This is a genomic window from Kineosporia sp. NBRC 101677 (genome assembly GCF_030269265.1).
Lineage (GTDB): Bacteria > Actinomycetota > Actinomycetes > Actinomycetales > Kineosporiaceae > Kineosporia > Kineosporia rhizophila.
Genome location: NZ_BSTA01000004.1, coordinates 767,024 through 779,291, shown reverse-complemented (window position 1 = coordinate 779,291; position 12,268 = coordinate 767,024). Strand labels below are relative to the sequence as shown.

Here is a 12,268-nt window from a genome sequence, read left to right as displayed (position 1 = left end):
TCGGGTGCCCGAAGGTGACGTCGTACTGAGAACCGCGCGGCGGCTCGACGCCGCGCTCGCCGGGCGTCGCCTGGTCAAGGCCGACCTGCGCTGGCCCTCACTGGCCGGCGAGAACCTGGTCGGTCTGGAGGTGCTTGAGGTGGTCGCCGTGGGCAAGCACCTGCTGATCCGCCTGGAACAGAACGCGACGCTGCACAGCCATCTGCGGATGGAGGGCTCCTGGCACGTGCACCGCACCGGGGAGCCGTGGCGCCGGCCGCGGGCCGAGCACGAGATCCGGGCGGTGCTGGTCAACCAGGAATGGACGGCGATCGGTCACCACCTCGGGATGATGGACCTGATCGCCACCGACCGGGAGAGCACCCTGGTCGGTCATCTGGGGCCGGACATCCTCTCCCCCACCTGGGACCTGGCCGTGGCCACCCAGCGGGTGCGCGACCAGGGCGAGCGGGAGATCGGGCTGGTCCTGCTGGACCAGCGGGTGATCGCCGGGATCGGCACGTTCTTCATGAGCGAGGCGGCGTTCCTGCGCGGGGTGAACCCGTGGCAGCCGACCAGCGAGGTGGCCAAGCTCGAGGAGCTGGTGCGGCTGGCCCACCGGCTGATGGTGGTGAACGTGGACCGCGCCACGCAGGTCACCACCGGCAACGCCCGTAAGGGGCAGGAGGCGTACGTACACGCGCGATCGGGCCGGCCGTGCCGTCGCTGCGGCACGACGATCCGGGTGGCGACCCTGGGAGAACCCCCGAACGATCGGGCGGTGTTCTGGTGCCCGCACTGCCAGCCGGGCGTGGTGCCGACCGATGATGGACGTCCGCGGCGCCCGTTGGGTGCCGAACGCGGACCAGTAGGTGCCGAGCGGCGGATCCGGCCACCTCGGCCTCGGTCGCCCTACCGACGCTGAGCACCCCTGGGCGAAACGGCAAAACCCGAGTGCCTCCGGGACGAGAAGTCCGGAGGCACTCGGGTTCAGCGCAGAGCTGTGGGGTTATGCGGCTCCGGCGAGCTCGTCGGCCAGCCCCTCCGGAACAGTGTCAGGCACCCGGACCGCAGCGGGCACGAGGTTCTCCGCCGCCGCCACCCGCTCGCTGACCTCGTGCAGCACCGAGGACAGCGGGACGTCGAGCGCCCCGCAGATCGATGCCAGCAGCTCGGACGACGCCTCCTTCTGACCGCGCTCGACCTCGCTCAGGTAACCGAGGGAGACACGGGCCACCGAGGACACCTCTCGCAGGGTGCGGCCCTGCTGGCGCCTGGCATCGCGGAGCACGTCGCCGATCTCCTGCCGTAGAAGCACCATGGCGCGCCCTCCTTTCTGTGGTCCTACCCTCGGTGCCCCGCCCGGAAGGCGGGACTCGACGGTGTTGGCACCATCTTGCCCCCGAACCGTTACGACCGCGTGGCCGACAGTCCGGCGTCCGTTCGACTTGACGGACTGTTGTTTACCCGGTTCGTACTCCGGGCGCGATCCGTACGGACCGGCCGATGTGCGTCGTGGTGGATTCACCGTACCCCGCGGCACCGACAACGGTCGCGCAGGAGTCCGAACGGGGGTGGCCGGAACGGCACTTTCGGACCGGTTGGCAGCTGACGACATGTGAGACCTAACGGCGCCGGAGGTGCCCCTGTTCCGGGGTTGAGGCAGGAGGACTCAGGTTCGGCCACCCCTTGACGAACCCGGCTCGGTGACCTGTCGGCACCCTGTGAATCAGCTGTTCACCTCGACCAGGAGCTCCAGCACCCGGGCCGCGCTGCCCAGCCGGATCGCCGCCCGGTCGCCGGGCAGGTCCAGGCGCAGCACCCGGGCCGTGACCTGCTCGTGACCTACGGTCCGGTAAAAGTCCAGGTCAGTCGCCGGTTGCGAGGCCTTCACGAGGGGTCCGGCGACGGCCACGAAGACCCTTCCGGCGGGGGCTCCGTCGGCCGGGCCCGGGCCCGCGACGCCGGTGGTGGCGAGGCCGTAGTCGGCCTTCAGCAGCTCCCGGACGCCCCCGGCCATCTGTGCGGCGACGTCCGGATCGACCGGCCCTTTCGCTGAGAGCAGAGCGGGATCGACGCCCAAAATGTCTTTCTTGAGCTCCGTCGCGTAGGCCACCACGGCTCCGCGCAGCACCGCCGACGCACCGGCGATCGCCACCAGAGAGGCCGAGACCATGCCGCCGGTGAGCGATTCGGCGATGGCCACGGTCCGCCCCTGTTCGCTGAGGGCTGAAACGATCTGGGCCGCAGTCTGGTCTATGTCCGCAGCAATCTCCGCATCGGCCACGGCGTGGTGCGGAGAGGCCGCGAGCTCACTCTCGTCCGCGTCGCCCGGCTCCAGTCCGGGCGGGGACGGCTCCTGGGTCTGGGTCATGGGGCACAGCGTGCCACTCCCCCACGTGACTACAACCCGTGAGGGCCCCTTCGGTCCAACGGCTTCTAGGCCGGGGACCGACCGGCCCGGCGCAGGCGCACGGCCTGGGCCACGTAGTCGATCCCGGTGCCCACGGTCAGGGCCACCGCGACCCCCATGCAGGCGAACGCCAGCGGCTGGACCGCGTCCGGCAGCGGGCAGACCATCAGCATGATCGCCACCGACTGGGCCACCGTCTTGGCCTTGCCGCCCCGGCCGGCCGCCATCACGCCGTACCTGATCATGAAGAAGCGCATGACGGTGATGCCGAGCTCGCGGAAGAGCACCAGCACGGTGACCCACCACCAGAGCTCACCGATCATCGACAGGGAGATCAGCGCGGCCCCGATCAGGGCCTTGTCGGCGATCGGGTCGGCGATCTTGCCCAGGTCGGTGACCAGGCCCCAGCTGCGGGCCAGGTCGCCGTCGATCCGGTCGGTGATGATCGCCCCGGCGAAGACCACCGCGGCGGCGATCCGCCAGCTGGTCTCCTGCCCGTCACCGTGCAGCATGAGCACGGCGAACAGCGGCACCAGCGCGATCCGCAGGGCGGTCAGCGCGTTGGCGATGTTCCAGTTGCTGGGCGCCTTGGTCGTGGTGCTCACCCGGCTGAGTTCACCGCGGACGAGCCCGCGGGGGCCGCCAGATCGACCGCCGGATCGACCGCGGAGGCGATCAGGTCCACACCCATCGTCTCGGTGACGACCGCCTCGACCCAGTCGCCGGGGGCGGCCTGCACGCCGGGCAGCAGCACCTGGCCGTCGACCTCCGGGCCCTGGTGGGCGGCGCGGCCGACCATCGTGCCCGGATCGTCCTCGTCCACACCCTCGACCAGGACCCGGACCCGCTCGCCGATGCGGTCTTCCGCCCGCTGCGCGGTGAGCTCCTCGACCAGGCCGGTGATGTGCGCGACCCGCGCCGCGACCTCGTCCGCCGAGAGCTTGCCGTCGAGCGTGGCGGCCTCGGTGCCGTCCTCGTCGGAGTAGCCGAACACGCCGACCACGTCGAGGCGGGCCTCGACCAGGAAGCCGGCCAGCTCCTCGACGTCGGCCTCGGTCTCGCCCGGGAAGCCGACGATCACGTTGGAGCGGATGCCCGCCTCGGCGCTGCGCTCGCGGATGCCGCGCAGCAGGTTGAGGAAGTCACCGGTGCTGCCGAAGCGGCGCATCCGGCGCAGCACGGCGTTGGAGGAGTGCTGGAACGACAGGTCGAAGTAGGGCGCCACGCCCTCGGTGCCGGCGATCGCGTCGATCAGGCCGGGCCGCAGCTCGGCCGGCTGCAGGTAGGACACCCGCACCCGGTCGACGCCCTCGACCGCGGCCAGCTCGGGCAGCATGGTCTCGAGCAGGCGGATGTCGCCCAGGTCTTTTCCGTAGGACGTGGAGTTCTCGCTGACCAGGAACAGTTCCTTCACGCCGCGCTCGGCCAGCCAGCGGGCCTCGGTGAGGACCTCGGCGGGGCGGCGGGACAGGAAGGCGCCGCGGAAGGCCGGGATGGCGCAGAAGGTGCAGCGGCGGTCGCAGCCGGAGGCGAGCTTCAGCGGCGCCCAGGGGCGGCCGTCGAGCCGGGCCCGGATCACCCGTGGGCCGCTGACCGGAGCCACCCCGGAGGGCAGGTCACCGATGATCACCGGGTCCTGCGAGTGCCCGGGGACGGCGACGGCAGCCTCCCGGCGCGCGGTCGGCGTGAGCGGCAGCAGGGTGCGCCGGTCGACCGGGACGTGCGACTTCGGCTTCTCGCCGTGCAGGATCGCGTCGAGGTGCTTGGAGAGGTCGGCGTAGGAGTCGAACCCGAGCACCGCGTCGGCCTCCGGCAGCGACTCGGCGAGCTGCTCGCCGTACCGCTCGGCCAGGCAGCCGACGGCGACCACGGCCTGGGTGCGGGCCGGGCCGTCCTTCAGCTCGGCGGCCTCCATCAGGACGTCGATCGAGTCCTTCTTGGCCTGCTCGACGAAGCCACAGGTGTTCACGACGGCGACGTCGGCGTTCTCGGCGTCGTCGACGAGTTCCCATCCGGCGGCGGCCAGGCGACCGGCCAATTCCTCCGAATCGACCTCGTTCCGGGCGCATCCCAGGGTGACAACAGCTACGGAGCGAGGGGCAACCACGGCCACAGACTACTGGCCGTTTCGGCCTGCCGGATTCACCAGCCCCAGTTGCCCGCCCGAGGAGACGTTGAGCACCCCCTCGGCCCAAGGGTCCCACGGGGAACCGGAAGGCCCCGGCCGCCTACGCGACCGGGGCCCACCGACGTCCTCGATCTCTAGGCGTTCTCGCTCAGCAGGGCCCGCATCGAACGGGTCGGCTGCAGCCAGGCGCCACCGGCCGGCAGGTTGTCCAGCCGCACCCGCGGCAGCGGGGTGGTGAAGGCGCCGGGCACGTCCTCGAGGTCGACGAACCGGATCACCTCGGACTCCTGCGCGTAACCGGCGACCTCGACGAAGGACAGCACCGTGACGTCCACGCCGTCGCGGGCCAGTTCTTCCAGCGGCTCGTTGAAGTTGCGCCCGTCACCGCTGGCCACCACCAGGCGCCGCAGCGTCCGGGTGCGGTGGCGCTCGGCGATGTGGGCGAGCATGTCGTCGTCCACGTCGTCGAGCGGGCCCAGCTTGGGCCGGGCGAACACCGAGTAACCGAACGAGCGGATCGCCTCGACCCAGCCGCGCATCGTGGCGGCCCCGCCCGGAGGCACGTTCGCGAAGACCGCACCCTCCACGTCCCGGTCGCCGGCCTGGGCCAGCAGCCACTTGGCCACCGCGTCGAACCGCGGCCGGGACTGCGCCGACGGCCGGCCGCCGATCACGTTCGAGAGCGTCATGTCGATGTTCGGGGCGTCCCAGACCAGCAGGTCCAGCTCGGCCCGCTCGCCGCTGACCAGACCGAGGTCCTCGACCGTAAGGGGGGCGTCCTCGCCCAAATCGTCGTCAATCATCATCCATACCTGGTTCCCATAGATCTTCTACCCGGCCGGCGTCGTCGTCCGGCGGGGTCTCACCGCGGATCAGGGCCAGCGTGGCAGGAAGATCGTCAGGTTTCACCATCACGTCGCGCGCCTTGCTTCCCTCGCTGGGTCCCACCACACCCCGGGACTCCAGCAGATCCATCAGCCGGCCCGCCTTCGCGAACCCGACCCGCAGCTTGCGCTGCAGCATCGAGGTCGACCCGAACTGCGAGGTGACGATGAGTTCGGCAGCCGCCAGCAGCAACTCAAGATCGTCACCGATGTCCTCGTCGATCTCCTTGTGGACGACCGGGGCGGCGACGTCCTCGCGGTAGACCGGCTGCAGCTGCTCGCGGACGTGCTCGACCACCCGCTCGATCTCGGACTCGGTGACCCAGGCACCCTGCACGCGCATCGGCTTGGAGGCGCCCATCGGCAGGAACAGCCCGTCGCCCTGACCGATCAGCTTCTCCGCCCCGGGCTGGTCGAGGACCACCCGGGAGTCGGTGACCGAGCTGGTCGCGAACGCCATCCGGGACGGCACGTTGGCCTTGATCAGGCCGGTGACCACGTCGACGCTGGGCCGCTGGGTGGCCAGCACCAGGTGGATGCCGGCGGCCCGGGCGAGCTGGGTGATCCGGACGATCGCGTCCTCCACGTCGCGCGGCGCGACCATCATCAGGTCGGCCAGCTCGTCCACCACGACCAGCAGGTAGGGGTAGGGCTGGAGCCGGCGCTCGCTGCCGGGCGGCAGCACGACGGTGTTGTTGCGGATCGCCTTGTTGAAGTCGTCGATGTGCTTGAACCCGAACGCCGACAGGTCGTCGTAGCGGGCGTCCATCTCCTTCACCACCCACTGCAGGGCCTCGGCGGCCTTCTTCGGGTTGGTGATGATCGGCGTGATCAGGTGCGGGATGCCCTCGTAGGCGGTGAGTTCCACGCGCTTGGGGTCGACCAGCACCATCCGCACCTCGTCGGGCGTGGAGCGCATCAGCAGCGAGGTGATCATCGAGTTCACGAACGAGGACTTGCCGGCGCCGGTGGCCCCGGCGACCAGCATGTGCGGCATCTTGGCCAGGTTGGCGATGACGTAGCCGCCCTCGACGTCCTTGCCCACGCCCATCACCATCGGGTGCTCCGAGCGCCGCGCGGTCTGGCTGCGCAGCACGTCGCCCAGGGAGACCGTCTCGCGGTCGGCGTTCGGGATCTCGATGCCGATCGCCGACTTGCCCGGGATCGGCGACAGGATGCGCACGTCGGCGCTGGCCACCGCGTAGGAGATGTTCTTGCTCAGCGCGGTGACCTTCTCGACCTTGACCGCCGGGCCGACCTCGACCTCGTAGCGGGTCACCGTGGGGCCCCGGCTGAAACCGGTGACCTGGGCGTCGATGTTGAAGTCCTCGAACACCCGGGTGAGCGACTCGACCACCTTGTCGTTGGCCTCGCTGCGCTCCTTCGGGGCGGGCCCGGCAGGCAGCATGTCGGACGGCGGCAGGTGGTAGGTGACGTCTCCGGCCAGCAGCAGCTGTTCCACCCGCTCGGGCAGCTGGGTGGTCTCGGGGGCTTCGGGAGGGCTGGACGGGACGGGCGCGATCTTCGCGACCGGGGGCGGCGGCGGAGGGGGGGCCGGGCTGTCGGCCGGAGCCGGGGGTGGCGTGCCCCGCCCGGCGTCCAGCAGGTCGCGCAGGTCGACCTCCTGGGTCTCGCGGACGGCGTCTTCCTGACCGGCGGCGTCGACGTCGAAGACCCGGGCCGCACGGCCTTTGCGCGGTTTGGCCGGCCGGGTCGGCACCGGGGCCGTGTCCTCCTCGTCGGGGGTGAGGATGGCCTTGGCGTAGGCCTCGTCGCCGTGCAAGGGGCCCTCGTCGCCGGCCGGCCCGCGGCGGAAGCGGCGGCCGGTGAGGTGGTACTCCTCGTCGGTGCCCATGCCGGTGAGGGAGTCGTGCAGGTCGCGCAGACGGTCCGGAATCGCGTAGACCGGGGTGGCGGTGACCACGAGCAGACCGAAGAAGGCCAGGAGCAGCAGGATCGGCACGGCGCCCCAGACGCTGACGCCGGCCTCGAGCGGGGCCGAGACCAGGTAGCCGATCATGCCGCCGGCGCCGCGCATGTCGCCCGCGCCGTCGGACGGGCCGGGCACGTCGGCGGCCAGGTGGGTCAGGCCGGTGGCGGAGACGATGATCGCGGCGGTGCCGATGAACATCCGGTTGACCGAGGCCATCTCGTCCGGCCGGCGCATCACCAGCCAGCCCGCGACCAGCAGGAGCAGCGGCAGGACGAGCGAGACCTTGCCGATGGTGCCGGCCGCCACGGCGTGCACCGCGACGCCCAGGTTGCCCGGCAGGCCCCACCACTCGCGGGAGGCGACCACGATCGCGGCGGCCACCAGGAGCAGGCCCACACCGTCGCGGCGGTGATCCGGGTCGAAGTCCCGGGCACCCTGACCGACCACCCGGGCGCCCCCGCCGACCAGGTGGGCCAGGCCCATGTAGAGGCTGCGAACCATCCGGAACGGCAGCGGGGCGCGGGCCGGGGCACTACGGCGGGCGGGCGGGCGAGCGGCGGCCTTGGTCGTCCGGCCGGTGCCGCGGGCCTTGGTGGTGCGCCCCTTGCCCTTGGCCGTGCTCTGGGTGCGGGACCGTCCGGACGCACTCTTGGAGGCAGTGGAGCGCGACGAACTGCCGCCAGATGTGGACGTACGGGTCGCCATGATGGCGAGGCTACGCGATAGACACACCGGATCACGGGTGCAACGCCGAGGGTCACGCCGGGCGGCGTCATCCCTTCGCCCAGGCCTGGTGACACACCGTGCAGCCGGTTCGAGCGCCTGGATCGGCCGCCCCTACAGTTACGCCGTGCCCGCCCACACAGCCCAGGACCAGCAGATCGAGGCCCCGGCGGACACCGGGCTGCACTTACGCCGGCACCGCTCCACCCGGGCGGTTCTGCTCGTGGTCGCAGTGGGCGCGGTGGCCGCGATCGCGGCGGTGGTGGGAGTGCGGCAGCTACGCACCGATCCCCCGCCCCCCTGGCCCGCTCAGGCTGCGCAGATCGGCAGCTCCACCTGCACCGACCCGTCCACGAACCAGCAGTGGCGAGTTTCCTGGGAGGTGAGCTCCGAGCTGGGGGTACGGCCCACCGCACTGCATGTGCGCACGCTGCCCAACGGCGCCTGGCTGGACCGGGCCAACGATCGCTGGCAGCTGCGCTGGAACCAGGCGCCGGCCGAGGTGGCCGGCACCGACTTCGCCTGGAACCACGATCTGACCGCCCCGCTGTCCGGCCTGTCCCAGGTGGCCGTCTCGGCCTCCCTGTCGCCGCGATTCGTCACCCCTGACGGTGCCTGCACGGTCTACACCGCTCCCTTCGGACCGGGAGCCCCCGGCAAGGGGTCGGTCGCCGTCATCGGCGACAGTCTGATCGCCCAGCTGGTGCCCGCGGCCGCTACTGCTTCCGGAACCACCGTCTCGGCTGCACCCGGCGCAACCACGCCAGCACAAACGTCCGTTGTTACCCCCACCGCCGTACCCGGCGCGCCCGCGACGGGCCCCCTGCTCACCGCCCTGCTGGATCGCGGCCACCGCGCCCAGATCGACGGGCAGGGAGGACGACGATGGGTGGCCGCGCAGGAGGAGCTGGACGCGCTCGAGCTGGCCAACGGCACGATGAAGGACGAGTTGCGCGGGCTTCGGGAGGCCGGCTCAGTGGTCGTGGCGCTGGGGACCAACGATGCGAACTGGGCCGGGCTGGCCCCCGACGACGTGCAGTTCGAGTCCCGCCTCAGCTGGACCCTGGAGAACCTGCAGCAGACCATCGACGAGCTCGCCCAGCGAGGGCACTGCACGGTGCTGCTGACCATGGCCGCGCAGGGAAAGGTCAACGCCGGAACGCCCCGGGGTAACCGGTTCGAGCTGACCGCCGCCCGGATCAACGCACTGCTGAAGCAGAAGGCCGACGCCGAACCCCGCCTGGCCCTGTACGACTGGGGTTCACAGGGAGACCAGCACGCCTTCGGCACGGCCGACTCGTGGTTCGGCGCCGACACCGTGCACCTCTCCCCGGCCGGGATCACCGCCTACAGCCGTGCCCTCTCCGAGGCGGCCGATCTGGGCTGCTCATGACTGAGCGGCGCGGTGGAAGTTCTCCACCGCGCCGCTCAGTGAGCCGGATCAGGCCTCGATCACCAGGGGGATGATCATCGGCCGGCGCCGGTAGGACTCGTTCACCCAACGGCCGACCACGCGCCGCACGATCTGCGAGAGCTGGTGCGTGTCGTTGTTGGTGCCGTTGCTGGCCGCGTCCCGCAGGGCGTCCAGGATGCGCGGGCGGACCTTGTCGAACACCGCCTCGTCCTCGGCGAAGCCGCGGGCGTGGATCTCCGGGCCGGCCAGGACCTTGCCGCTGGCCGAGTCGACCACGACGATGATCGAGATGAAGCCCTCCTCGCCGAGGATCCGCCGGTCCTTCAGGTCGGCCTCGGTGATCTCGCCGACCGTCGAGCCGTCCACGTAGACCAGGCCGCACTCGATCTTGCCGGCGATCGTGGCCTTGCCGCCGATCAGGTCGACGACCACGCCGTCCTCGGCGACCAGGACCCGCTCGCGCGGCACCCCGGTCTTGACCGCGAGCTCGGCGTTGGCCACCAGGTGCCGCATCTCGCCGTGCACCGGCATGACGTTCTTCGGCTTGATGATGTTGTAGCAGTAGAGCAGCTCACCGGCGCTGGCGTGACCGGAGACGTGCACCCGGGCGTTGCCCTGGTGCACCACCTTGGCGCCGAGCCGGGTGAGCCCGTTGATCACCCGGAACACCGAGTTCTCGTTGCCCGGGATCAGCGAGGAGGCGAGCACCACGGTGTCGCCCACGCCGACCTCGACCCGGTGGTCACGGTTGGCCATCCGGGACAGCGCGGCCATCGGCTCGCCCTGCGAGCCGGTGCACATCAGCACCACCCGCTCGTCCGGCAGGTCGCCGACCGCCTTGATGTCGATCAGCACGCCCGGCGGCACGGTCAGGTAGCCCAGGTCACGGGCGATGCCCATGTTGCGCACCATCGAGCGGCCGACCAGGGCGACCCGGCGGTTGTGGGCGTGCGCGGCGTCGAGCACCTGCTGCACCCGGTGCACGTGCGAGGCGAACGAGGCCACGATGATCCGGCGCTCGGCGGCCGCGAACACCGAGTTCAGCACCGGGGTGATGTCCCGCTCGGAGACGGTGAACCCGGGCACCTCGGCGTTGGTCGAGTCCGGCATGAACAGGTCCACGCCGGCCTCGCCGAGCCGGGCGAAGGCCCGCAGGTCGGTGATCCGGCCGTCCAGCGGCAGCTGGTCCATCTTGAAGTCGCCGGTGTGCAGCACGGTGCCGGCGCTGGTGGTGACGGCGACCGCCAGGGCGTCCGGGATGGAGTGGTTGACCGCCACGAACTCGCAGTCGAAGGGGCCGAACTGCTCCTTCTGCCCCTCCTTCACGGCGAGCGTGATCGGGGTGATCCGGTGTTCCTTCAGCTTGGCCTCGATCAGTGCGAGGGTGAGCTGGGAACCGACCAGGGGCAGGTCGTTCTTCAGGCGCAGCAGGTAGGGCACCGCGCCGATGTGGTCCTCGTGGCCGTGCGTGAGCACCACGGCGACCACGTCGTCGAGCCGGTCGGCGATGTAGGAGAAGTCGGGCAGGATCAGGTCGACGCCGGGCTGGTGGTCCTCGGGGAACAGCACCCCGCAGTCGATGATCAGGAGCTTGCCCTGGTGCTCGAGCACCGCCATGTTCCGGCCGACCTCGCCGAGGCCACCCAGCGCGACCACGCGCAGGGCACCCTTCGCCACGGCCCGGGGTCTGCCGAGTTCGCTCAGGTTGTTGATCATGCGGTCACCTCGCGGCGCGCGTCGTCACCGGCACGCGCCGGTTCGGCGGGGCCGGTCTCGTTCGACAGGTTCAAAGAAGCTGTGCCTCCTCGAGGTCGCTGCGCAGCAGCGCTACCTCCTCGTTCGTGGCCGCCGTCTGCGGCAGTCGTACTGTTCTTGTGGGCAGTACTCCCATGAGTTCCAGAGCGGCCTTGGCCATCACCGCGCCCTGGGCGCGGGTCATGACACCGCGGACCGCGGGCAGCACCTCGGAGTTGATCCGTCGCGCGGTGACCAGGTCACCTGCGTCGACGGCGCCGACCAGCCGCCGGTACTGCGCGGCCGCGACGTGGCCGACGACACTGATCATGCCGGAGGCGCCGATGCTGAGCCAGGGCAGGTTGAGCTGATCGGAGCCCGAGTAGATCTCCAGGTCGGTCTGCTCCAGCAGCCAGGCCCCGGCGTACAGGTCGTCCTTGGCATCCTTCACCGCCGTGATCCGCGGGTGCTCGGCCAGCCGGAGCAACGTCTCGGCCTGGATCGGTATGCCCGAGCGGCCGGGGATGTCGTAGAGCATGACCGGCAGGCCGGTGGCGTCGGCGACCGCGGTGAAGTGGGCGAGGAGGCCGGCCTGCGAGGGCTTGGAGTAGTAGGGCGTGACCGCGAGCAGCCCGCGCGCCCCGGCCTTGGCGGCCTGGCGGCTGAGCTCCAGGGTGTGGGCCGTGTCGTTGGTGCCGATGCCCGCGATGACCACCGCGCGCTCACCGGCCGCCTCCACGACGGCCCGCAGCAGCTGTTCCTTCTCGGCGTCGGACGTAGTCGGCGACTCACCGGTGGTGCCGGAGACGACCAGCGCGTCGCACCCCGCGTCGACCAGGTGCACCGCCAGCTTCTGGGCGGTGGCCAGATCGAGCTCCCCGGCCTCCGTGAAGGGCGTGACCATGGCGACGCCGACGGAACCGAAGGAACGGGTGACGGGTTCCACGGACATGAGGGCCACGGTACCGGGCCGGGAGCGGTGCGCGGCGACGCGTGGTGCTGCGGGGCGGGCCGGCCAGTGAGTGCTGACCCTATTCGCTCGGGGGTTCGAACAGGGTCA

Annotated in this window: 10 protein-coding genes; 2 read left to right on the top strand and 8 right to left on the bottom strand. The window is 71.1% G+C overall.

The genetic code is table 11. The annotated features are described in order from the left end of the window. Window positions 1-4: 4 nt before the first annotated feature. Complete coding sequence (locus QSK18_RS16230) at window positions 5-904, top strand: DNA-formamidopyrimidine glycosylase family protein (protein ID WP_232814859.1); 900 nt, start codon at window positions 5-7, stop codon at window positions 902-904. Window positions 905-988: 84 nt separating this feature from the next. Here QSK18_RS16230 and QSK18_RS16225 read toward each other — a convergent pair whose 3' ends face one another. From QSK18_RS16225 to QSK18_RS16200, 6 genes are all read right to left on the bottom strand, one after another. Further along, on the bottom strand, window positions 989-1,300 hold the full coding sequence (locus QSK18_RS16225; protein ID WP_232814860.1) for a helix-turn-helix domain-containing protein: 312 nt from the start codon (window positions 1,298-1,300) through the stop codon (window positions 989-991). 408 nt (window positions 1,301-1,708) lie between these two features. Continuing rightward, window positions 1,709-2,353: a CinA family protein gene (locus QSK18_RS16220; protein WP_232814861.1), complete on the bottom strand. Its 645-nt coding sequence runs from the start codon at window positions 2,351-2,353 to the stop codon at window positions 1,709-1,711. Window positions 2,354-2,418: 65 nt separating this feature from the next. After that, entirely contained in the window at window positions 2,419-2,997 is a 579-nt protein-coding gene (gene pgsA / locus QSK18_RS16215) for a CDP-diacylglycerol--glycerol-3-phosphate 3-phosphatidyltransferase (protein WP_232814862.1), read from the bottom strand. After that, window positions 2,994-4,499 (bottom strand): 30S ribosomal protein S12 methylthiotransferase RimO, encoded by a 1,506-nt coding sequence (rimO, locus tag QSK18_RS16210; RefSeq protein WP_232814863.1) that lies wholly within the window; start codon window positions 4,497-4,499, stop codon window positions 2,994-2,996. Before rimO ends, pgsA begins: the two co-directional genes overlap by 4 nt. Window positions 4,500-4,654: 155 nt before the next feature. Further along, complete coding sequence (locus QSK18_RS16205) at window positions 4,655-5,326, bottom strand: NYN domain-containing protein (protein ID WP_352396544.1); 672 nt, start codon at window positions 5,324-5,326, stop codon at window positions 4,655-4,657. Continuing rightward, window positions 5,316-8,042 carry a DNA translocase FtsK gene (locus QSK18_RS16200; RefSeq protein ID WP_285620010.1) on the bottom strand — a complete coding sequence of 909 codons (2,727 nt, stop codon included), beginning with the start codon at window positions 8,040-8,042 and terminating at the stop codon, window positions 5,316-5,318. Before QSK18_RS16200 ends, QSK18_RS16205 begins: the two co-directional genes overlap by 11 nt. 145 nt (window positions 8,043-8,187) lie before the next feature. On the opposite strand from QSK18_RS16200, the gene QSK18_RS16195 reads away from it, so the two are divergent. Then, window positions 8,188-9,453 carry a GDSL-type esterase/lipase family protein gene (locus QSK18_RS16195; protein ID WP_285620008.1) on the top strand — a complete coding sequence of 422 codons (1,266 nt, stop codon included), beginning with the start codon at window positions 8,188-8,190 and terminating at the stop codon, window positions 9,451-9,453. Window positions 9,454-9,501: 48 nt separating this feature from the next. Here the strand turns inward: QSK18_RS16195 and QSK18_RS16190 are convergent, their stop codons facing one another. Continuing rightward, on the bottom strand, window positions 9,502-11,190 hold the full coding sequence (locus QSK18_RS16190) for a ribonuclease J (RefSeq protein ID WP_232814867.1): 1,689 nt from the start codon (window positions 11,188-11,190) through the stop codon (window positions 9,502-9,504). Window positions 11,191-11,260: 70 nt separating this feature from the next. After that, window positions 11,261-12,160, bottom strand: a complete 900-nt coding sequence (gene dapA / locus QSK18_RS16185; protein ID WP_232814868.1) for a 4-hydroxy-tetrahydrodipicolinate synthase — start codon at window positions 12,158-12,160, stop codon at window positions 11,261-11,263. Window positions 12,161-12,268: the final 108 nt, after the last annotated feature.